This is a genomic window from Bradyrhizobium sp. 17, assembly GCF_023073515.1.
GTDB lineage: Bacteria > Pseudomonadota > Alphaproteobacteria > Rhizobiales > Xanthobacteraceae > Bradyrhizobium > Bradyrhizobium canariense_D.
On sequence record NZ_JADPJQ010000120.1, the window covers coordinates 100,545 to 123,831 of the forward strand.

Annotated in this window: 16 protein-coding genes; 1 reads left to right on the top strand and 15 read right to left on the bottom strand. The window is 63.9% G+C overall.

Annotated features, from left to right (window positions below; translation table 11 throughout):
- Position 1 precedes the first annotated feature (1 nt).
- The 13 genes from IVB13_RS29625 to IVB13_RS29685 all read right to left on the bottom strand — a co-directional run bounded on the left by IVB13_RS29625 (position 2) and on the right by IVB13_RS29685 (position 14,677).
- Positions 2-1,372, bottom strand: coding sequence for a hypothetical protein (locus IVB13_RS29625; protein WP_247491038.1), 1,371 nt, complete (start codon positions 1,370-1,372; stop codon positions 2-4).
- A 240-nt stretch (positions 1,373-1,612) separates the two neighbouring features.
- The gene (locus IVB13_RS29630) at positions 1,613-1,888 is read right to left on the bottom strand and encodes a DUF1488 family protein (protein ID WP_026233404.1); all 276 of its coding nucleotides are present in this window, start codon (positions 1,886-1,888) and stop codon (positions 1,613-1,615) included.
- A 77-nt stretch (positions 1,889-1,965) separates the two neighbouring features.
- On the bottom strand, positions 1,966-3,444 hold the full coding sequence (locus tag IVB13_RS29635) for an AMP nucleosidase (RefSeq protein WP_018457588.1): 1,479 nt from the start codon (positions 3,442-3,444) through the stop codon (positions 1,966-1,968).
- 175 nt (positions 3,445-3,619) lie between these two features.
- Positions 3,620-4,954: an HlyD family type I secretion periplasmic adaptor subunit gene (locus tag IVB13_RS29640; protein ID WP_018457589.1), complete on the bottom strand. Its 1,335-nt coding sequence runs from the start codon at positions 4,952-4,954 to the stop codon at positions 3,620-3,622.
- Positions 4,951-6,696: a type I secretion system permease/ATPase gene (locus IVB13_RS29645; RefSeq protein WP_018457590.1), complete on the bottom strand. Its 1,746-nt coding sequence runs from the start codon at positions 6,694-6,696 to the stop codon at positions 4,951-4,953. The genes IVB13_RS29640 and IVB13_RS29645 overlap by 4 nt, the downstream gene beginning before the upstream one ends.
- Before the next feature lie 260 nt (positions 6,697-6,956).
- Positions 6,957-7,226, bottom strand: a complete 270-nt coding sequence (locus IVB13_RS29650; RefSeq protein WP_007605178.1) for a GlsB/YeaQ/YmgE family stress response membrane protein — start codon at positions 7,224-7,226, stop codon at positions 6,957-6,959.
- Between the two features lie 97 nt (positions 7,227-7,323).
- A complete protein-coding gene (locus IVB13_RS29655; protein WP_018457591.1) occupies positions 7,324-8,301 on the bottom strand; it encodes an ABC transporter ATP-binding protein in 978 nt (325 codons plus the stop codon).
- Positions 8,298-9,713 carry an Asp-tRNA(Asn)/Glu-tRNA(Gln) amidotransferase GatCAB subunit A gene (locus tag IVB13_RS29660; RefSeq protein ID WP_018457592.1) on the bottom strand — a complete coding sequence of 472 codons (1,416 nt, stop codon included), beginning with the start codon at positions 9,711-9,713 and terminating at the stop codon, positions 8,298-8,300. Before IVB13_RS29660 ends, IVB13_RS29655 begins: the two co-directional genes overlap by 4 nt.
- Positions 9,710-9,904 carry a hypothetical protein gene (locus IVB13_RS29665; protein WP_018457593.1) on the bottom strand — a complete coding sequence of 65 codons (195 nt, stop codon included), beginning with the start codon at positions 9,902-9,904 and terminating at the stop codon, positions 9,710-9,712. The genes IVB13_RS29660 and IVB13_RS29665 overlap by 4 nt, the downstream gene beginning before the upstream one ends.
- Positions 9,901-10,962 (bottom strand): ABC transporter ATP-binding protein, encoded by a 1,062-nt coding sequence (locus IVB13_RS29670; protein ID WP_018457594.1) that lies wholly within the window; start codon positions 10,960-10,962, stop codon positions 9,901-9,903. Before IVB13_RS29670 ends, IVB13_RS29665 begins: the two co-directional genes overlap by 4 nt.
- Positions 10,963-10,964: 2 nt before the next feature.
- Positions 10,965-11,867, bottom strand: a complete 903-nt coding sequence (locus IVB13_RS29675) for an ABC transporter permease (protein ID WP_018457595.1) — start codon at positions 11,865-11,867, stop codon at positions 10,965-10,967.
- A 2-nt stretch (positions 11,868-11,869) separates the two neighbouring features.
- A complete protein-coding gene (locus IVB13_RS29680) occupies positions 11,870-12,823 on the bottom strand; it encodes an ABC transporter permease (RefSeq protein WP_085349306.1) in 954 nt (317 codons plus the stop codon).
- A 195-nt stretch (positions 12,824-13,018) separates the two neighbouring features.
- Positions 13,019-14,677 (bottom strand): ABC transporter substrate-binding protein, encoded by a 1,659-nt coding sequence (locus IVB13_RS29685; protein ID WP_247491041.1) that lies wholly within the window; start codon positions 14,675-14,677, stop codon positions 13,019-13,021.
- A 210-nt stretch (positions 14,678-14,887) separates the two neighbouring features.
- Here IVB13_RS29685 and IVB13_RS29690 point away from each other — a divergent pair, with 210 nt between their 5' ends.
- Entirely contained in the window at positions 14,888-16,483 is a 1,596-nt protein-coding gene (locus tag IVB13_RS29690; protein WP_018457598.1) for an ABC transporter substrate-binding protein, read from the top strand.
- Positions 16,484-16,738: 255 nt separating this feature from the next.
- Here IVB13_RS29690 and IVB13_RS29695 read toward each other — a convergent pair whose 3' ends face one another.
- Together IVB13_RS29695 and IVB13_RS29700 are read right to left on the bottom strand one after the other, a co-directional pair.
- Entirely contained in the window at positions 16,739-18,970 is a 2,232-nt protein-coding gene (locus tag IVB13_RS29695; protein ID WP_018457599.1) for an adenylate/guanylate cyclase domain-containing protein, read from the bottom strand.
- Between the two features lie 79 nt (positions 18,971-19,049).
- Positions 19,050-23,287 (bottom strand): VCBS domain-containing protein (locus IVB13_RS29700; protein ID WP_247491043.1); only part of this gene is annotated, 4,238 nt, incomplete at its 5' end.

Genomic DNA, 23,287 nt, shown 5'->3' on the forward strand with positions numbered 1-23,287 from the left:
ATTAAGGCAACTGGTCCGGGCCGGCCAAGTCGCCACGCGACTCTTTCAGGAGCAGCAGCGCCGCAGCTGTCACGAGACCCGTGGCGAGCAGGTACAGGGGCGATATGTTCAAACCGGGCCCTTCGATGACCAGATAGGAGAACAATCCCGCGGTCGACGCGATGAAGCCGAGCCAAGCAAGCTTCGGAAAGCGAAATCCACGTTCGCCGCGCCAAAGATCATGCACGAGGTAGTACACGAGAAGGCTGTTGCAGAGTGCCGCCGGCAGCACGCCCAGGACGATTCCGTTTTCGAACGCGAGATAGGATAACACGCCGTCGACCTGAGCAATCACCGCGAAGGGCACATAGCGCGGATTGAGGCAGGCCAGCGCGATCGACGCAAGCTCGAACGCGTAGAAGTACCGCTCGTGCATCTTCGGGAGCAGATACGGCATGAGCATGAGCGATACACAGGCGACGAGCAGAATAAACTCCGGCCCCGCCCGTCGAGAGCGCGCGATGAAGATCGACAAGGCGAGCCCGCTCGCGGCCGCGAGCACCATGCCGACGGCGACTCCGATCGCGTACGGCAGTCCGCCAGCCAGCACCCAGATGTTCGCTGCGTTCATGGTGAGGCGATTGAAGGTGTGAGCTTGGTCCAGATAGACCGCGAACACGGAGGCCAAAGATCTACCGGCGACCAGAACCGGAATGGCGAGAACCACATAGATCCCGGGAACGGTGGCGAGCCATGCCGGGTGGATCCTGCGGCGCAGAATCATGCCGAGCACGAAGGGTCCCAGGAACACGCCCTGAGCCTTCACCGAAAATGCCATCGCAAATGACGCAACGCCATTTCGGTCCCGCATGAACAGCGCGATGGAAACCAGCGTGAAGTACGTCCAGATCGAATCACTCTCCGCCCACACCGCGCCGTTGAAGATCACCGTCGGTGCAAGCCAGACAGCGCAGAAGGCCAGGGAAGCTCGCAACGGCAGCTTTGTCGCTCGCCAGACGATCTGGGCCACAGTGATCGCGCAGCCCAACTCGAATACTGCCGAGATCGCTTTCACGAGGGAAAGTGGCTCGCCTAGCCAATCAAATCGGGCGGCAATCAGCAGGAGGTAGCTGTAGAACGGCGTGTAGTTGGTAAAGGCTTCGGCCAGCCCGGCGACTCCGTGATCGCGAGCAAAGACATACCAGGGGATCAGATGCTGAATGGCGTCATCGGTCGCGTGTTCCCGGGCAACGTAGCGGAGCGCAAGGCCGACAAGTCCACATCCGATCGCGACGGCGATTGCAAGCCGCCAACTCTCTGGCTGCGTCTTGTTCGGATTGACGTCATGACCGGGCCCGCGGATCGCGTGGATTCCAACAATGTCTTTTGTCACGCGATCACTCGTGAGGCTCCATTTCGTGACCCAACCTCTACGGGCCATCAATTCATAGCTGGATAACGTCTGGTTTCGCAGGTCTTAAGATTGCCGCGAAACGGTTGCTTGGTTAGCGAATGCTTTAGAGGAATTGACGCTCGTCGAAATGGCTGCCGGCGGGAAGGTAAGCCCGGCAAGACCAAATCTTGACCAACTGATGAACTGTCCTGGAGCATGACGGCGGAGGCTGGAGCGGCACTATCGCTGCAAATGTCGCGTGAAGATCCGCACCACATGGCCCCTGACCCGCGGCGCCTCGTCGTAGAGGTCTGAGGCGAGCCGCTCGATGGTCTCGCGCAGCGACAGGAACTGGGCCTGCCGCGCGCTGCTTTCGGTGCCTTGCATGCCCGCAAGCTCGTCCATGGCGGCGTCGCTGATCTGGCACTGCACGACCTCGCCGTCGTTCAGCATGGTGAAGCGAAAGGCGAGCCGTTCGAGATCATGGCCAATGATCCTGTCGCGCATGAGTGGCATCAATTCGTCCCGGTCGACCCCCGCGCCGAAAATGCCGAAAATCCCGCTGCTTGTCAGCAGCAAAGGCAATCCATGGCCTACTGAAATGCAACTTCGGCGAAACTGCGGAGCTTGCGGGAATGCAGTCGCTCGGATTCCTGCTGCTTGAGCCGTTCCAGCGCCTTTAAGCCGATCTCGAGATGCTGGCCGACGCGGCGGCGGTAGAATTCGCTGGCCATGCCTGCGAGCTTGATCTCGCCGTGGAGAGGCTTGTCGGAGACGCACAGCAGCGTGCCGTAAGGGACGCGAAAGCGGTAGCCGTTGGCGGCAATCGCGGCCGATTCCATGTCGAGCGCAACCGCGCGCGATTGCGACAAGCGGCGAATGACATCGGGCCCGCTGATCTCCCAATTGCGGTTGTCGACGCTCGCGACGGTGCCGGTGCGCATCAGGCGCTTGAGCTCGAATCCTTCGAGCCCGGTGACGTCCTCGACCGCCTCCTCGAGCGCCACCTGCATCTCCGCGAGCGCCGGGATCGGCACCCACAGCGGCAACTCACGATCGAGCACATGGTCCTCGCGCACATAGCCATGGGCGAGCACGTAGTCGCCGAGCCGCTGCGTGTTGCGCAGGCCCGCGCAATGGCCGAGCATCAGCCAGGCATGGGGCCGCAGCACGGCAACATGGTCGGTGACGTTGCGCGCGTTCGACGGACCGGTGCCGATGTTGATCAGGGTGATACCACGATAGCCGGGCGCGGCCAGGTGGAAGGCAGGCATCTGCGGCGTGCGCGCGGGCGCAACGCCCGTCGTCGCGCCGCCGCTGCGCGTGATCACATTGCCTGGAGCGACGAAGGCATCGAGGCCCGCCTCGCCAGCCTGAAGCCGCTGCTGGCAAAGCTGCGCGAAGGCGTCGACATAGAACTGGTAGTTGGTGAAGATCACGAAGTTCTGGAAATACTCTGGATCCGTGCCCGTGTAGTGGTAGAGCCGGCGCAGCGAGTAGTCGACGCGGGCCGCCCGAAACAGGGACAGCGGTTCGGGCGCGCCGGGCTGGAGCTCGAAAGTGCCGTCGGCGATGGCATCGTCCATGGTGGCCAGATCAGGCACGTCAAACGCATCGCGCAGCGATCGCGTCACCGGCGAGTTCTCGCTGGTGGTGATGGCGGCTTCGATGTTGATGTCGCGGCGATAGGCGAAGTGAACGGGGATCGGTTCGCTGGACTCGCCGATTTCGACTGGGACACCGTGGTTCTGGATCAACAGTCCGATCTGCTCTGTGAGATAAGTCCGGAACAGATCCGGCCGCGTGACGCTGGTCTCGTGCACACCGGGCCGCGCGACGAAGCCGTAGGCGAGCCGCGAATCCAGCCGCGCATGCGTCGCGGTGGTGATACGGACGAAGGGATAGAAGGCCCGCACCCGCGTCGTGATTGCCTCGCCGTTGACGTAAGCTTCGAACCGGTCGCGCAGGAACTTCGTGTTGCGCTCGTAGATCTCTTCGAGGCGGGCGACGGCGAGGCCGGCGTCGGAATAGGATTCGGTGGCGACGGAGGGTGGAGATTGGATGGATTGCATTGTTCGACGCCGGGTTTGCTGGGGCTGAATCGAACTATAGCAAGAAAACTAAAGCAAGAAAGAAGCCGCCCGTCATTGCGAGCGTAGCGAAGCAATCCAGAAATCTCGCCACGGAGGCGACCTGGATTGCTTCGCTGCGCTCGCAATGACGAATGGGATGACGCGCTTTCGCGCGTCACTTCTCCCGGAACGCTCGCATGAACTGGTCGTGCAGCGGCTTCATCAGGTAGGACAGCATGGTGCGATCGCCGGTCTGGACGAACGCTTCCGCCGGCATGCCGGGGATCAGCCTGGAGTCACCGAGCTTGGCGACCTCCTCTGCGGACAGCGAGACGCGGATGGTGTAGTAGCTCTGGCCGGTGCGCTGATCGGTGGTGACGTCGGGCGAGACGCGGCTGACGACGCCGTTGAGCTCCGGCGTTGTGCGCTGGTTGAACGCGGACAGGCGCAGCAGCGTCTTCTGGCCGATCTGGAGCTTGTCGATATCGACCGGATTGACCTTGGCTTCGACCTGGAGATCGTCGGCCTGCGGCACGATCAGCATGAGGGCGTCGCCGGCGGTGATGACGCCACCAACGGTATGCACCGTCGATTGCAGCACCATGCCGTCCTGCGGCGCGCGGATGTCGACACGGCGAAGCTGGTCCTCGGCGGCGACCTTGCGCTCGATCATTTCGCCGATCTTGTCGTTGGTCTCGCGCAGATCCTTCGAGACCTCGCTGACCATGTCCTTGTCGACCTGGATGATCTGGAGCTCGGTCTCGGTGATCTTGCCCTTGGCCTGCGCCCGCGAGGCGATGTATTGCGCGCGCTCGCCGTTGAGGCGGGCGCTGTCGCGTTCGAGCGTGGTCAGACGGGAGATCTGCACCAGGTGCTTGTCATAGAGATCGCGGACACCCACGAGCTCCTGCTGCACCAGCGAAATTTCCTTGTCCTTGGCCCGCTCCTGCGCGGAGAGGCCCTCGATCTCTTCATTGAGCTGCTGGATGCGCTCGCGCAGCTGCGCCTTCTGGCCGGCGCGTCCGTTGACGCGGACGTCGAACAGCTTGGTTTCGGCGGAGAGCAGCGCCTTGACGTCGGGATCGTTGCCGCGATCGAGCAACGCTTGCGGGTAGTCGATCCTGTCGATTCCGCGCTGCTCGGCCTGGAGCCGCGCCGCACGCGCCTGCGCCGCGTCGAGATTCTTGGTGACGATGGCGAGATTCGCCTTGGTGACGGTGTCGTCGAGCCGCACCACGATGTCGCCAGCCTTAACTACGTCGCCATCGCGAGCACGCACCTCGCCGACGACGCCGCCGGTCGGATGCTGCACCTTTTTGACATTGGACTCGACGACGATCTGACCCGGCGCGATCAGCGCGCCCGAAATCTGCACCGTCGAAGCCCAGCCGCCGAGGCCGACCAGGAGGACCAGCACGATCCCAAGCCCGAGCATCAGGTGAAACCGGATCGACTGCCGTACGGTCCTCTTCGCGGCAGGCTTCGCGCCGCCGAGCGCCATCGTGCTCATGCCTTGGCTCCGCCTTCGCTGACGATCTTGATCGGCGCCGGCGGCGTCACGCGCGGCTGGAGCACCTGGGCGAGCACCTGTTCCTTCGGCCCGAAGGCCTGCATGCGGCCGTCGCGCAGCACCAGGATCTGGTCAACCGCTTCCACGCCGATCGGACGGTGCGCCACTACGATGACGATGGCGCCGCGCTCGCGCGCCGCGCGGATGGCGCGGGTCAGCGCCTCGTCGCCTTCGGTATCGAGATTGGAATTGGGCTCGTCGAGCACGATCAGGAAGGGGTTGCCATAGAGCGCGCGCGCCAGCGCCACGCGCTGCGCCTGGCCCGCGGAGAGCGCCGTGCCCTGCTCGCCGACCTGGGTGTTGTAGCCCTCGCGCATCTTGATGATCATCTCGTGCACGCCGGCTTCCTTGGCGGCGCCGATGATGCCGTCAGACGTGGCCTCGGGATCGAAGCGGCTGATGTTCTGCGCGATGGTGCCGCCGAACAATTCGACGTCCTGCGGCAGATAGCCGATGTGGCGGCCAAGCATGTCCGACGACCACTGGTCGAGCGCCGCGCCGTCGAGCCGCACCTTGCCGCGGACCGGCTGCCAGACGCCGACCAGCGCGCGGATCAGCGACGACTTGCCGGAGCCGCTCGGTCCGATCACGCCGAGGCCATTGCCGGCTTCGAGCGCAAAGGTGATGTCTTGCACGATGAGGCGCTGGTCGCCCGGCGGCACCATGGCGATACCTTCGACCGAGAGGCGGCTGGTGGGCGCCTGCAACTGGGTCGGCATCGTCTGCGCCGGCATCTGCTCGAGAAGGCGGGTCAGACGATGCCAGCTCTGGCGTGCCGCGACAAAGGATTTCCAGTGCGCGATCGCGAGGTCGACCGGCGCGAGCGCGCGTGCCGAGAGGATCGAGCCGGCGATGATGATGCCGGCGGTCGCCTCCTGGTGGATGACGAGATAGGCGCCGACCGCGAGCACGGCCGATTGCAGCATCATGCGCAGCACTTTTGCGACCGCGCCGAGACCGCCGGCGACGTCGCTCGCACGCTGGTTGCCGTCGAGATATTTTTCGTTGGCCTCGCTCCAGCGCGCGTTCATCCGGCCGGCCATGCCCATCGACACCATGACTTCGGCATTGCGGCGGCTGGCCTGGGCGAGATCGTTGCGCTGGGCGGCGAGCCCCATCGCCTCGCGCGCCGGCTGGCGGGACATGAACTCGGTGACCAGCGTCAACCCGACCAGGATGACGGCTCCGACCAGCGCGGTGACGCCGATCATGACGTGGAAGGCGAAGCAGATGGCGAGATAGAGCGGCAGCCAGGGCAGGTCGAAGAACGCGCTCGGTCCCATGCCGCCGAGGAAGGAACGGACATTGTCGAGATCCCGCAGCGGCTGAAGCCCCTCGTTGCGGCTGCCAACCAGCAGCGGCAGGCGCACGATGGTGTCGAACACCCGCTTGTTCAAGGCTTCGTCCAGGGCGGTACCGACCCGGCCCAAGATCCGGTTGCGGATCATGTCCAGCACGCCCTGCGCCATGTAGAGGAAACCGGCGAGGACGATCAGGCCGACCAGGGTCGGAATACTGCGGCTCGGCAGCACCCGGTCGTAGACCTCCAGCATGAAGATCGACCCGGTCAGATAGAGCAGGTTGATCATGCAGCTCATCAAGCCGACGCCGACAAACGCCGTGCGACAGGCGCGCAGCGCATCACCGAGCTCTGAGCGGCGGACGCCGGGAACGGCTGCCATCAGTCTGATCTCTTTCGGGTAGGGGCCAAAGTCCCTGATTTCAAAGGCAAATTCAGGAGTAATTGACCCGGATTAACATCGCGTTTGCGCTCATCGCTCAACGCAGTCGAACACCCGGGACCCCTATGGCCCACATCACCCCCGACCGACCTTGCACGCAAGTCCGGAATCTCACGATCTTGCGGCTTTTTCTTGCAGACATGTCACCTCTCCCCGGGCGGGGAGAGGTCAAAAGTTCGATCAATTGAACCCGGGCGCCATTAGAACCGGCCGCCGCCGCGGACCAGCCGCACCACCAGCAGCAGGATGACCGCGCCGATGGCGGAATAGATGATCTCCGATATCAGCCCGGTGCCGATGTGAATGCCGAGCTTCGGAAACAGGAAGCTTGCCACCAGCGCGCCGGCGATGCCGACCACGATATCGCCGATGATGCCGAACCCGGTTCCGCGCACCACCTTGCCGGCCAGCCAACCAGCGACGAGGCCGACGAACAGGATGACAAGCAAGCCTTCATTCGAAATGTACATAAATGAGGTCCCTCTCCGTGAACGGTTCCATGGAAGCGGAACCGGGATGAACGAGGTCTGAATGCTGTTCCCCCGTTCCCCGCTGGCGGTCCAAATATCATGACAGCGCGGTGACCGGCTCCGCCAGCACGCACCGTGCTGCCCGGCCCGGCCCGACCTCCACATTCCCAGGCAATTGCTCCAGGCAGCGCGGCTGGGCAGCGGCGCAGCGGGGCGCAAAGGAGCAGTTGTGCGGCCGCTCGCCCAGCGACGGCGGGGTGCCGGGGATGGTCTCGAGCCGCTGTCCCCGCTTGGCCCCGTGGACGGTCGAGGCGAGCAGGCCCCTGGCGTAGGGATGCACCGGCGAGCGGACGATGTCGCGAAGCGTGCCCTGCTCCACGATCTGGCCGGCATACATCACCGCGACCCGGTCGCAGATCTCGATGGCGACCCCGATGTCATGGGTGACGAAGATGACGGACATGCCGAACTCGCGCTGCAGCTCGCGCAACAGCAGCAGGATCTGGATCTGCACGGTGGCATCGAGCGCCGTGGTCGGCTCGTCCGCGAGCAATATCTTGGGACGACACGCGAGCGCCAGCGCGATCATCGCGCGCTGACGCATGCCGCCGGACATCTCATGCGGATAGGCATCGAGCCGCCGTTTTGCGGAAGGAATGCGCACGACCTCGAGCATTTCGAGTGCGCGCGCCCTGCCCTCCGCATACGACTTGCCTTCGTGACGCACCACGCTTTCGGCGATCTGCGCGCCGATGGTGTAGACCGGATCGAGCGCCAGCGCCGGCTCCTGAAAGATCATCGACACGGTTTGGCCGCGGAACGACGACAGCTGCTCGTCGTTCATGGCGAGCACGTCGCGGCCCATGACGTTGACCTTGCCCGTGATCTGCGTGCGCTTCTTCGGCAACAGGCGCATCAGCGCGCGCAAGGTCACGCTCTTGCCCGAGCCGGACTCTCCGAGCAGGCCCAGCACCTCGCCGTCGCCGAGCGAGAGACTGAGATCGTTCACGGCATAGACCGTGCGCTCCCCGGTGAAGCGGATGTTAAGGCCTGAGATCTCGACGAGCTTTGTCATGACGGAAGTTTCGGCAGCCTTTCGTGGTAGTCGGTGGCGCGCTGGAACGCGGCGCCGATGGTGAGCAAGGTCGCTTCATCGAACGAGCGGCCGATCAGCTGCATGCCGATCGGAAGACCGCTTTTGGTGAAGCCCGAGGGCACCGTGAGCGACGGCAGGCCGAGGTAATTCACCGGACGGGTGAACAGCGTCAGCCGCTGCAACAGCGCCGGCGCATTCGGCCCGCCGCCAACGTCGCTCTCCTCGATCGTTGGCGCCGGCACGGGGGACGCCGGCGCGATCATCGCGTCGACGCCCGATGTGGCAGCGTTGTGCGCGGCGAGCGCAGGTCCGCGCCAGCGCATCGCCTCGAGATAGGTGATGGCGGGGACCGCGAGGCCGTTCTGGAGCCGCATCAACACCTGCGGACCATAATCCTGCGGCCGCTCAATCATCCAGCGCTTGTGGAAGGCGGCGGCTTCGGCTGCGAGCACGAGCTGGCTTGCCGAGGACAATTGCCGCTGATCGGGCAGCTCGACCGTGACGATGTCGGCGCCCTCACGCTTGAGCACCGCAACGGTCTCGTCCAGCACGCGCGCGACCTCGCCGTCGAGATCATCGACATAGAAGGACGAGGGGACGCCGACCTTGAGGCCCTTCAGCGAGCCCTTGGTCGCGCCGACATAGTCAGACAGCGGCTCATGACTGCAGGTCGAATCCTCAGGATCAGGGCCGGCCATCAGCGCCAGCAGCAGCGCGCAATCCTCGGCGGTGCGGGCGAGCGGGCCGACCGTGTCGAGCGACTGCGACAGCGGCATCGCGCCGGCGCGGCTGACCCGGCCGACGGTGGTCTTCAATCCCGTGACGCCGCAGAAATGTGCGGGCATGCGGATCGAGCCGCCGGTGTCGGAGCCGAGCGCCGCATAGGTCAGTCGCGCCGCGACCGCCGAGCCCGAGCCCGACGACGAGCCGCCGGTGATGTGCGCAGCGTTCCAGGGATTGCGAACCGGGCCGTAATGGGCGTTATGGCCAGTCGGGCCATAGGCGAATTCGGCGAGATGCAACGTGCCGAGGCGAACCTGGCCGGCGTCCTTCAGCCTCTGCAAGGCGGTGGAGGTCACTGTCGGAACGAAGTCGCGGCGGATCAACGAGCCGCAGGTCGCGACGTGACCTGCGTCGTAATACATATCCTTGTGCGCGAGCGGCACACCGTGCAGCGGACCGCGGACTTCCCCCTTGGCGAGTTCGGCGTCGGCGGCATCGGCGGCCTTCAGCGCTGCCTCTGCCTCGATCGACATGAAGGCGTTGAGGTGCGGCTGCCACTGCGCGATGCGATGCAGCAGCGCACGCGTCACCTCATGCGAGGACACCTGCTTCATCGCGATCGCGCGCGCGACCTCGGTGAGCGTCATCAATGCGGGCTCGGTGCTCATTTCGAGACCTTGGCAGTCTGCGCGATCGGATAAAGCGCGGGCTCGAGATCGAACGGCAACGTGCCGGCAATGGCCGCAAAGCCCTCGAAGGCCGGTCCGATGGAATTGGAGATGCGCGTCGCGATCTCGTCGTCGACGGGAACGCCGGCGACCTGTGCCGTCGCCTTGATCTCTTTTGTCGTCGGTCTCATGCGGTTTCCTCCTTCGGCGCGCGGCGATGGCCTGAACCCGGGATCGCCATGTAGCACGCGGCCTCGTGGCCCATTCTATCGAGCGCGGTGAGTTTTGGTGTCGCATTTGCGCAGAGCGGCTCCGCAAACGGGCAACGGGTGTGGAAGCGGCAGCCCGAGGGTGGATCGATCGGATTGGGCGGATCGCCCGTGATCGGCGGCGTCTCGGTGCGGCGGTCCGGATCCGAGGACGGCATCGCGGCAAGAAGTGCGCGCGTATAGGGATGCGCCGGTTGGTCCCAGACCTGGTCGACCGGGCCGAGCTCGACGACCTCGCCGAGATACATCACCAGCACGCGATCGCTGATATAGCGCACGACGTTGAGGTCGTGACTGATGAAGAGATAGGTCAGGCCGAACTCACTCTTGAGATCGGCAAGCAAATTGAGCACCTGCGCCTCGACCGACTTGTCGAGCGCGGAGACGGCTTCGTCGAGAATCACCAGCCGCGGCGACAGGGCCAGCGCACGCGCGATGTTGACGCGCTGGCGCTGGCCGCCGGAGATCTCATGCGGGTAGCGGTTGGCAAAGTTTGCAGGAACCAGGCCCACTTTGCCCAGCAGCTCGCGCGCCAGCGCGCGCGCGGCGCCGTCGGCCATGCCGTGCACCTTTGGGCCGAAGGCGATCGAGTCCTCGATGGTCAGGCGCGGGTTGAGCGAAGCGTAGGAATCCTGGAACACCATCTGCATGCCGCGGCGCAGCTCGCGCAAGGAGAGCGACTGGCCGACGCTCATGCCGTCATAGATGATGTCACCGGTGTCGCGCGGCATCAGATGCATGAGCAGCCGCGCGGTGGTCGACTTGCCGCAACCGGACTCGCCGACGATGCCGACGGTCTCGCCCTTGGCGACGGTGAACGAGACATTATCGACCGCCCGCACGGTGCGCTTTGCGGCGAACAGGCCGCCACGAACCGGGAAATGCTTGGTGAGGCCGTTGACCTGGAGCAGCGGCTGGGCGACGCCGCCGAGGTCTTCGATCGGCTCCAGCATTGCGACGGAGAGGTTGGTTTCGCTCATGGCTAGTTCCTGATGTCCATGGCGCTGCGCAGGCCGTCCGAGAGCAGGTTGAAGCAGATCGAGACCGCGAAGATCATTGCACCGGGGAGCGCGGCGACCCAGGGGTTGACATAGATCGCGGTCCGCAAGGTATTCAACATCAGGCCCCATTCCGGCTCCGGCGGTTTGGTGCCGAGGCCGAGGAACGACAGGCCTGCCGCGAGGATCATCGAGACCGAGATCAGGCTGGTCGCGTAGACGAAGATCGAACCGAGCACATTGCCGAGGATATGAACGCGCATGATGGTGAACGGTCCCGCGCCCGAGGCGCGCGCGGCGTCGACGAAGTCCATGTTGCGCACCCCCGTCGTGACGCTTTCGGCAACGCGGGTGATCTGCGGCACGAACACGACGGTCAACGACACGATGGAATTGAGGATGCCCGCGCCCAGCGCGCCCGAGATCGCGATCGCCAGCAGCACGGACGGAAACGCGTAGAACACGTCGATCGTGCGCATGATCGCGGTGTTGAGCTTGCCGCCGACATAGCCGGCAACGAGGCCGAGCGAGGTGCCGATGCAGAAGGCGAGGATCACAGGCAAAATGCCGATGAGAAGCGACAACCGGCCGCCATAGATCAGCCGCGCCAGCATGTCGCGGCCGAGTTCGTCGGTGCCGAGCGGGTAGCCGGATGTGCCAATGTGCCGAAGGCGGCGGATCATCGAGCCCTTGTAGGGATCTTCCAGACCGAGCCACGGCGCAACGATCGCGGAGAGAAAGATCAGCAGCAGCACCAGCGCGCAGACCATGCTGACCTTGTCACGCCAGATACGACGGCCGACGGTCGCCCAATAGCCGCGCGCCTTGGTCGCGGGCGCGGACTGAAGCGCCGTATCGCTGGTGACGGACAACGGAAGCTCGCTCATCGCTAACCCCGTTTGATGCGCGGGTCGATCGCGGCTTGCGCGATGTCGACCATCAGATTGAGGAAGACGAAGAACAGCGCCAGGATCAGGATCGTGCCCTGCAGCAGCGGCAGGTCGCGCTGGAAAATCGCGGAGTTGAGCAGGAAGCCCGAGCCCGGCCAGGAGAACACCGTCTCGATCAGGATCGAGCCGCCGAGCATGTAACCGAGCTGAAGTCCCATCACCGCGAGCGCGGTGGGGGCGGCGTTCTTGATGACGTGGCGGAACACGCCGCGCTCATGCAGGCCTTTTGCACGCAGCGCCTCGACGAAGTCCTGGCTGAGAATGTCGCCGGTCAGCGCGCGCACCGTGCGAGTGACGATGCCCATCGGGATCACCGAGGTCGTGATCGCTGGCAGCACGAGATATTGCAAATGCGCCCAGTCCCAGGCCCAGGCGGCCGAGCCGCCGGGTCCGGCGCCGACAGCGGGCAGCCAGTTCAGCTGGACCGAGAAGATGATGACGAGCACCATGCCAAGCCAGTAATGCGGCACCGAAACGCCGGCGATGGCAAAGGAGGTCGCCAGCTTGTCGATCCAGGTCTCGCGGAAATAGCCGGCGATCAGGCCGAGCAGGATGCCCATGGTGAAGCCGATGATCGCCGCCGCAATCGCCAGCGTGACCGTGTTGCTGACCGCGCGCATGACCTCGGCGAGCACCGGGCGGCCCGTGGCGATGGAATTGCCGAGATCGCCATGAAGCGCGCGGAGCAGCCAAAGCCCGAACTGCACCGGCAGCGGGCGGTCGAAACCATAGGCTGTCCGGAGCTGCGCGGCGAGCTCCTGCGAGGCGTCTGCGGGGAGCACCGCGACGAGCGGATCGCCCGGCGTGATGTGCACGAGCAGAAAACACACCAGCGCGACGCTGATGACGATCGGGATGACGTAGACGATGCGTCTGGCGATATAGGCGAGCACGTTGTTTCTTTTCTTCCCTTCTCCCCTTGTGGGAGAAGGTGGCGCAAAGCGCCGGATGAGGGCTCTAACCCCGGATGCAGTGTTAACGAAAAAGAGAGAGGGTCATCCGCGGAAAGAGATCCCTCACCCGGCTTCGCTTGCGCGAAGCCACCCTCTCCCGCAAGGGGAGAGGGTGCACTGCGTATGAGGCGGGAACTATTGCATCGACACCAGTGAGAAGTCGATGAACCAGCTCTTTGGCTGCAAGACGCCTGTCACCTTCGGGCTGATGGCGCGGGGACCGACGTCGTGGGCGACATAGAGGAAGGCCGCGTCATCGACGGAGGCCGCGTGCAGTTCGGCGAGCGCGGCGTCACGCGCGGCGGGATCGAAGGTCTGCCGCGCCTTCTTCACCAGCTCGTCGAATTTGGGATTGTTGATGAAACCCCAATTGTTCGAGACCGGCGGCGCCATGCCCGATTGCAGGAAGCGCACCAGCGCGAAGAACGGGTCCATCGCCGCATAGGTGACGTTGGTCGCGTTCGAGCCGTTGGCACTGGGATCCTTGGCGCCGCGGCGCCAGTTGGTGAACAGCGTATTCCACTCGATGACATCGAGCTGCACGTCGAAATAGCATTCGGCCAGCGCCTGCTGGATATATTCGTTCATCGGCAACGGCTGCATCTGGCCCGAGCCGGACGCAGACGTCTGGGTCTTCACCGTCAGCTTCTTGTTCGGGCCGAATCCGGCCTCCTGCATCAGCTTCTGTGCAGCAGCCTTGTCGTACTTGATCTCGAAGGTCGGTCTGCCGCGCCAGGGATGGCCGACCTCGAACGTGCCGGTCGCGGGCACCATCAGCCCCGCGAGCAGGCCGTCCTTGAGGCCTTCGCGATCGACGCAGAGGTTCGCGGCCTTGCGCACGCGGATGTCGTTCCAGGGCGAGCCCTCGACGCGCGAGAACTGCCACGGCCAGACGTGCGGCTGCTCGTTGGCGTAGAGCTTGAAGCCGCGCTGCTTGAGCTCGGGCAACGCGTCCGGCGCCGGCGCCTCGACCCAATCGACCTGCCCGGAAAGCAGCGCCGCGGTGCGCGCGTTGGCCTCCGGCATCGGCAACAGCACCATCTTGTCGACCTTGGGCACGCGGTCCTTGTTCCAGTAGCTCGCATTCTTGACCAGCTCCAGCCGCTCGCGCGGGGTGAAGCCCGCCATCTTCCACGGGCCGGTGCCCGCGGCGTCCTTGGCAAACGCGGTCCATGCGGCCTGCGACTTGGCCTTGGCGTCGGCGCCCTCCGCCTTGTCGTAGAAGGCCTGCCACTTCGCCGGGCTCGCCATGAAGAGATTGGTGAGGTTGATCGGCAGGAAGCTGTCGGGCTCCTTGGTGGTGAGCTCGACCGTCATGTCGTCGACCTTCTTCGCTGATGCCAGCGTCGGCATGCGCGAGGCCGTGACACCGACCTGGCTGGCGTCGAATTGCGGCGCGTCCTGCTTCAGCACCTTCTCGACATTCCACACCACGGCGTCCGCATTGAACGGCGAGCCGTCATGGAAGGTGACGCCCGGCCGCAGCTTGAAAGTCCATTTGGTCTTGTCGGCATCGTCGACCTTCCACTCGGTAGCAAGGCCGGGGATCACCACGCTCGCCTTGTCGGCCGAGGAAAGGTCCCAGCCGGTGAGCGCGTCATACATGGTGAGGCCGGTGAAGCGGTTGCCTTCAAAGCCCTGATCGGGCTGGCCCAGCGTGCGCGGAATATCGGCAGCCGTCATGGCGATGCGCAGCACGGTTTCGGCAGTGGCCGCGCGCGGCCACGCAGCCGCGCTACTGAGCGCCAGCAACGCGATCAGCGCCGCGCGGGTCTTGTTTTTCTTGATCAACATTGACTCAATCCTTTTCCGGCTTCGATGACTAATTTTGATGCAATCGTATGCAATGCCTATGCCAATGGGGAAACTTATTCTGCAAATTGCCCCTGCGACGACAAGTCCTTGTGATGACACGTCGGCGAAAGCACCTCGCTGCCTATTCTGGCATCAAGATTGCAGGTTTGGCTCCGATTGTCCTTGAATTCTTCCTTGGAGCTTTGGCCCATGCGTATCCGACTATCGACCTGTTTCGCCGTGCTTGCACTGGCGTTGTCCGCGATTCCGGCGGGCGCCGAAACGGTGCTGCGCTACGGCATCTCGATGGCGGACATCCCGCTGACGACCGGCCAGCCCGATCGCGGCGCGGGCGCCTATCAGTTCACGGCCTACACCATCTACGATCCGCTCGTGGCGTGGGAGATGGACGTCGCCGACCGGCCGGGAAAGCTGGTGCCCGGATTGGCCACCGAGTGGAGGGTCGATGCCGAGAACAAGACCAAATGGCGCTTCACCTTGCGCAAGGGCGTGAAGTTTCACGATGGCAGCGAGTTCGATGCCGACGCCGTGATCTGGAATCTGGACAAGGTGCTCAATGACAAGGCGCCGCAATTCGACAAGCGCCAGAGTGCGCAGGTCAAGACCCGCCTGCCTTCGGTCGCGAGCTACGCCAAGATCGACGACTTCACGGTGGAGATCACCACCAAGACGGTCGATTCCTTCTTTCCCTATCAGATGCTGTGGTTCCTGGTCTCCAGCCCGGCGCAATACGAGAAGCTCGGTAAGGACTGGGACAAGTTCGCGAGCCAGCCTTCGGGGACCGGCCCGTTCAAACTGACAAAACTGGTGCCGCGCGAACTCGCCGAGCTCACGAAGAATCCGGATTATTGGAACAAGAAGCGTATTCCCAAGGTCGACAAGCTCGTGCTGGTGCCGATGCCGGAAGCGCTGACGCGCACCAATGCGCTGCTGGCCGGGCAGGTCGATCTGATCGAGACGCCGGCGCCGGATGCCGTGCCGCAGCTCAAGGCCGCCGGCATGAAGCTCGTCGACAACGTTACGCCGCATGTCTGGAATTATCATCTGAGCGTGCTGCCGGGTTCGCCCTGGACCGACATCCGCCTGCGCAAGGCGCTGAACCTCGCGATCGATCGTGAAGCCGTGGTGGGCCTGATGAATGGCCTTGCGAAACCCGCCAAGGGACAGGTCGATCCGTCGAGCCCCTGGTTCGGCAAGCCGAGCTTCGAGCTGAAATACGATGTCGCAGCCGCCAAGAAGCTGGTCGAGGAAGCCGGCTACTCCAAGGCGAAGCCGCTGAAAGCGACCTTCATCATCGCACAGGGCGGCACCGGCCAGATGCTGTCGCTGCCGATGAACGAATTTTTGCAGCAGAGCTTCAAGGAGACCGGCATCGACATCGATTTCAAGGTCGTCGAGCTCGAGACACTCTATACGCATTGGCGCAAGGGCGCGGCCGACGAGATGAACGCCGGCATCACCGCCAACAACATCGCCTATGTCACCTCTGACCCGCTCTACGCCATCGTCCGCTTCTTCCATTCGAGCCAGATCGCGCCGGTCGGCGTCAACTGGGGCGGCTACAAAAACCCGAAGGCCGACGCGCTGATCGACGAGGCCAAGCAGACCTTCGACAGCGCCAAGCAGGACGAGTTGCTGGCGCAGGCGCACGCGCTGATCGTCGACGACGCCACGCTGGTATGGGTGGTGCACGACACCAACCCGCATGCGCTGTCGCCCAAGGTCAAGCAGTTCGTGCAGGCGCAGCACTGGTTCCAGGATCTCACGACGATCGGGGCGGAGTGAGGCTCAAGGTCGGCACCCCGCTTCCGCAAACACCACTGTCGTCCTGGCGAAAGCCAGGACGACACCTCTTATTAAGGCGACGGCCTGCGGCGTCGAACACCGCTGTCGTCCCGGCGTAGCCGGGACCCATAACCACCGAGTTGAATTCGGCAACGACAGCCAACTCCGATCTGGCGTACAGCTTCTGCTGCGGAGTATGGGTCCCGGCCTGCGCCGGGACGACACCGAGGGTTTAGCCGCTAGCAAGCGCCTCCCTTATTTCGTCAGCAGCGCATAGGCCCCGGTCCAACCTTCCGGCGGTGGATTGACCTGGAATTCCTTGATGCGCACTTCATAGAGCTTGAACAGCTTTTCCAGCGTGTCGGCATCCTCGCTCCTGCGGCCGCGGTCGATCGCGTCCAGCGCGCCCTGCCAGTCGCGGCTGCGATAGCAGGCGAGCATTTCGATGGTGACGTTGCGCAGGCGCTGGAAGGCGCCTGAAAGCATCACATCCTCGCGGCCGGCGATGGCATAGATCACCTCCGGCTCGGTCTTGCCCTTGACCATGATGAAGTCGAGTTCGAGGATCGCGAACTTGTCCTTGGCCGCGAGCGCGGTGCGCGAGCCAACGATAATGGGAAAGCCGTATTCCTTCGACTGGCCTTCCAGGCGCGAGGCCAGGTTGACGCTGTCGCCGAGCACCGAATAGTTCTTCTTCAGGTCGGATCCCATGTTGCCGACGACGCCGATGCCGGTGTTGAGACCGATACCGACATTGAGCGGGATGTAGACGTGACCGCCATCAATGGCCTCCTGCTCGCGGTCCTTGTTCACCGCGTCGATCTTCTCCAACATCTGGATCGCGGCCTCACAGGCGTTGACCTCGTGCTCGGCATCGTCGAGCGGCGCATTCCAGAACGCCATGATGGCGTCGCCCATATATTTGTCGATATAGCCCTTCTGATCGATGATCACGTCGGTCAGCGGAGTCAGGAAGCGGTTCATCAGCGCGATCAGGCCCTGCGGATCGTGCTTGTAGGTTTCCGATATGGTGGTGAAGCCGCGCACGTCGGAGAACATGATCGTCATTTCGCGCTCCTCGCCGCCGAGGACGAGTTTTTCCGGTGACTGCGCGAGTTGCTCGACCAGCACCGGCGACATGTATTGCGCGAACATGCCGCGGATCTGCACGCGCTGGCGCTGCTCGCGCACGAAGCTGGCGAAGATTAGCGTCAGATAGATCGCGGTGGTCGAGAGCAGCGGATAAGTGAAGTCGATGAGATAGCGGTGCTGCGCATAGAAGAACCAGGACACTCCGATCAGGATAGCGGCGAAGGTCGCGCCGGCAAGCACGAGGCGAACTGGTCCGAGGTTCGGCGTGAAGATGATGACGAGCAAGCCGATGACGAGCGCGGCGAGCAGCTCGACGCCGAGCGCATAGTTCGGCTGGGAGATCACCGCGCCGCTCAGCACGCTCTCCAGCACCTGGGCGTGGATCTCGACGCCGGGCATGGTCGAGGACACCGGCGTGGTCTTGATGTCGTTGAGCCCAACCGCCGAGGTGCCGATCAGCACCAGCTTGCCGGCGATCTTGTTAGGCGGCACCGTATTGTCGAGCACGTCGGCGGCCGAGACGTAGATCGAGGGATCCTGGCGCGCGTAATGCACCCAGAGCTGACCGTTCCTGTCGGTTGGGATCTCCACGCCCTTGAGACGCACGGCCCGCACGCCGGTCTTGTCGGTCCGAACCAGCAAGGTCGGCGTGCCCGTGACGACGCGCAAAATCTCGAGGCTCAGCGAAGGCATGACCATGCCCTGGGCGCGCATGATCATCGGCACGCGCCGGATCAGGCCGTCGCGCTCGGTCTTGATCGAGAACAGGCCGCGGCCGGCCGCGACCTTCTCGATCTCGGGCACGTTGCGCAACAGCCCGGGAAATTCGAATAGGAAGCGCTCAGCGCCCTCCTCGCCGACCGTCGCGACGCCGGTGAAGGGCAGCGACTTGTCGACCTCGGACGAAATCGCCCGCTGCCCAGTCTCGCCCAGGATCACGCGCGAGCGCTTGATCGCTTCGGAGAGGATCTGGTCGTTGCTCGGCAGCTCGCGCAGCTTGGCGCGGGTGGCGTCGTCCAGGTAGCGCATCTGGCTCGCGACCAGATCCGGGTTGAGCCGGTCGGCCTCCGAGAACACGACGTCGAAGCCGATCGCCACCGCGCCGTGATTGGTGAGGTTCTGGATCATGTCGGCGATCCGCGTCCGCGGCCACGGCCACTGGCCGAGCTTGGCGAGGCTCTTGTCGTCGATGTCGACGATGGTGACCGGCCGCGCCGTCTTGTGGCGCGGATCGATCAATTGAAACATGTCGAACGTGCGCAGCCGCAGTTCCTGGATCGGAGGCGGATCCCAGAGCCGAGCGCCGGCAAATACGACCAGCAGCGCAAGGCACATCAGCCGCGCAAACCCGAACTTGCGCGCAAACCACCGCCGCAGGATCTTGAGACGTTTCATGGTGGCTGGATATCACGCTTTGGCGGTGAACGGCAGCGTGGATCGGGCCTGCCGACGATCGCGGCCCATCATGCAGCAATCAGGCATGGACGATGAAGTCGCTCGCCTGGAGGTGGGCGACACCCTTCAGAAGGATGGTGTCCGAAGCGTTGATCGTGACCAGGGTGTCAGCGGAATTGGTCGGCGAAGCCGCCACGTGCTGCGCCATCCATGCCCCAAAATCGCTGGCGGTCACGACTGCCGACAAGTCGATATGGTCCTGACCGGGCGTGAAATTGGTGATCGTATCGTTGTTGGAACTGGCGGCGAACACGAACTGGTCCTGATGGCCTGTCCCGATGAAGTCATCTTGCCCGGCCGTGCCAAAGAGCAGGCTAACCGTCTTGCTTGCGTTGTGACTGTCGGCCACGGTGAGCGTGACCGTCTGTATGGCCGCACCTTCACTTGCATCAGTGTAGGTCACGGTCTGCAGCGCGGAATTGATATGCGCCAAGGTATCGGACGTCGACGCCGGACTCAAATTGCTACCCGAGCCGGAGGCAACGAGCGTGAAGGTTTCATTGGCAGCCGCATCGGAGTCGGTGGCCGAGATACCGTGCACAGTGACTTGAGCGTCGTCATGCGTGAGGCTGATCTGGTTGACGTCCATTACCGGCGCATCGTTCGCGCCGTCCACGTCCACCGTGAGTGTCGCAGTGCCGGTCGCGCCATGCGCGTCCGTCGTCTGGACCGTAAACGTATCCGCGAAGGGCCCTTCTTGCAACGCGTTGATCGCAGCCGCGTCGGGAACGTAGGTGTAGCTGCCGTCAGAGTGGACCGTCAGCGCGCCGTAGTGTCCTGGAGCCGTCCCGCAACTATCCGCATTCTGGACAGAATAGGTCAGCGTCACCGTCTCGTCGGCATCGGCGTCGGTGCCCGCGAGATTTCCGGTGAGATTGGAGAAGGTGTCGGTCGCCGCCGTGTCCGTAAGCTTGCCGAGGTTGAGAGCGGACAGCGTTGGCACGTCGTTGGCGCCCGTCAGGTCCACCGTGTATATCGCCGTGGAGGCGGCGCCATGTGCATCCGTGACCTGGACCGTGAAACTGTCGGAATAGTGCAAGCAGCCCGGCAGCGCGTTAATCGAAGCCGCATCGGGAACGTAGGTGTAGGTGCCGTTCGTGTTGAGCGCCAGCGCGCCATAGTGACCCGTGACCTCTCCGACTGCCTGGTGATCTGCGTTCAGCAAGGTGTAGGTCAGCGTATCGCCGGAGTCGGCATCGGTCCCGACCACCTGTCCGGTGAGGTCAGAGAAATTATCCGCTGCGCACGTATCGGTGAGCTGCCCGATGCTACCATCGGTCAACACCGGAGCGTCGTTGGCGCCTGTTACGGCAACCGTGAATGATGCCGTGCCGACAGCACCTTGCGCGTCCGTGGTCTGAATCGTGAAGACGTCCGAACAAGGGCCTTCCGAAAGCGCGTTGATCGAAGCCGCATCGGGAACGTAGGTGTAGGTGCCGTTCGCGTTGACCGTCAGCGAGCCGTACAGGCCAGCCGTCGTCCCATGACTATCCGCGTTCAGAACGGCATAGGTCAGCCCCGCCGTCTCTCCATGGTCGGCGTCGGTTCCGACCAGCATTCCCGTGACGTCCGAGAAGCTGTCGGCGATGGAGGTATCGACGAGCGGATCCGTGGTGACCGCGGCCAAGGTCGGCGCGTCGTTCTTGCCTGTGATCGTGACCGTGACGTCGGTTGTGGCGGTCTCGCCGTAATCGTCCGTGCTCGTGATGGTAGAAACCACCTTCGCGGTCTGGTCCTTGGCGAGGAAGTCCAGCGCGCCGTCGGCGATCGAATAGCTCCAGGTGACGATGCCATTGTTCAGCCCGGCCTGCGGCAGAAGCGTCAGCCCGCTCTTGAGCGCCGCGATCTCGTCAAGCGAGAGCGACGAGGTGAGGTTAGTGCTGTGATCGGCGCCAAGCGAGGTCACGTCCTGGCCGGTGATCTGTGCCGACGGCAGGTCGGTCAGGTCGATGTCGGTGAAGTCAATCGCGCCGGTCGCAGGCGTTGAGGTATCGGAGGTGGCGAAGTCACCGGTGGCGTCCGCCTGCTCGGAGACGCCCCCCGCCAGCACGCCGCCGGCGGTGAAGGCCGGGGCGTGGTCATCGGTCATCGTGATCAGCGTGTGGCCAGTGCCGTCGTCGCTCCCGGCGAAATGGGCATTGCTGTAGTCGGCGCCGGCCAGGTTCAGGCTGATGTGATTGCCGTCCGCATCGGTCACCGTCAGCACGCCGCCGGTCGCGGGATTGGAGTTTGCAACATAGACCGCGCTGGTGCCGAGCCCGTATTTGATCGTCGACAGGTCGATCGTGTCGTTCGCCGACAGCTCCGCGATCGATCCGCCGAACGTATCCGTATCGATCTCAACCGCGGCGCCGTCGCCCGCGAGGTTGATCGTCTGCGCGACCGTGCCTTCGAGCTTCAGCAGCGCACCGGCATCGACGGTGACCGAGCCCGTGCCGGTCAGCAAGCCGAACAGCGACAGCTCGCCATCATGGACCTCGATGCTGCCGGTATTGCTGATGGTGCCCGAGATCGACGCCGTGCCCCAGCTGTCGATGTGGCTGTGATTGACGAGTCCAGGCCCACCCAGGGAGATCGAGGCGCCGTTGAGGAGATCGATGACACCGTCATTGACGATCGACGACGCATTGCCGAAGGCGCTCGTGCCGGCGACCGTCCAGGTGCCGCCGGACTCGTTATTGAAGGTCGCGCTGGCGACCGAGATATTGCCGTTGATGTGGCCGGTGTTGTTGATCGTGAGGCTGCCACCGATCTCGATGATCGCGTCGGTCGCGGAGGTCACGCTCGAAGCGGCGGGCGGCCCGATGGTGCCGGAATTGTTGATCACCGAACCGGTCGTATCCTGCTGGATGTGGATCGCCGCATTGCCACCGGCGCCCACGATGGAGCCGGAATTGACGATGTGGATCGAACCGGTCGCGCCCGAAAACTCCAGCGTCGCGCCAACATCGACGATTACCTTGCCTGAACCGGCGATGCCGCCCGCAAGGTCGAGAATGCCGCTCTGGACCTCGATGATGCCAGTGTTGGTGACGCTGCCCGTGACCGTATCGACGCCGGCGCTGTAGAGATTGCCGGCATTGCTCAGGCTGCCGCCGTTGATCGAAACGTCGGTCAGATAGAGCTTCGAGGTGCCGTCGACCGTGATCGACCCAGCACTGCTGTTGCTAACGGTGAGATTTGCCAGCTTCAGCGTGCCGTGGTTGACTGCCTCAAGAGCCGCAGTGTTGGAGATATCCTCACCGGAGACGTCGAGCACGCCGCCCTTCGCCTGAATGAGATTGTGATTGGTGATGGCGTGAAGCGTGGCGGGATCAATCGTCAGCGTACCGCTGGTGACCGTGATCGTGCCGGTGTTGGTAATGTCGGCATTGTCGATGGCGCTGGTGCCGGTCGATTCCAGCGTACCGGCAATCGTCACCGTGCCGCCGTCGATGGTCGCGCCCTGAAGATCGAGTGCCGAGCCGGACTCGACCGAGACACTACCGCTGCCGGTGTCGGTCACCGTCATCCCGATCAGCTTCAGTGTCCCATGATTGATCGCCGCCAGCGTGCCGGTGTTTGCGATGGCTTCGCCGTTGATGTCGAGCTCGGCGCCATTGGCCCTGAGGATGCCGCCATTCGCGATCGAGCTTGCGGAGGTCGTCGCCAGCAGCGTCAACGCGCCCAGGGTTGCCTCGATCAGATAGTTGTTCGAGATGTTGGCGTCGGTAATCGCAGTTGTGCCGGTCGAATTCAGCGTGCCCGAAACGGTGAGCGCGCCGCCTGTCAGGCTCGCACCGTTCAATGTCAGCTTGCTGCCTGCATCGACCTTGACCGTGCCATGATTGGCGATTGCGGTGCCCGCAACTATCACGTCATCCAGCGTCAGGATGACGCCGCTCTCGACCGTCACGGCAGTGGTGCTCAGCGTCGCCGATTGATCGATCTTGCTGGCGCCGGTGACATCGATCGTGCCGAGACCGTTGATCGTACCACCGCTGATCGTCGCGCCGTTAACTGTCAGCTTGCCGTTGGCATCGACCGTGACGTTACCGGCATTCGCGACCGTCGAGCCCTGGTCGATCGTCAGCGCGCCATTCGTCAGCACCTCGATCGTGCCGGTGCTCGCATTCGTGATCGTCTCGTGGTCCAGCGCGTTGCCGGTGCCGCTGACCTTCAACGCCGCGTTGTTGTTCAGGATGCCGCCGCTCAGCACCGCAGCGCCGGTCAAATCGATCTCGCCATTGCCGGTGACCGTGCCGGTGCCGTTGATCG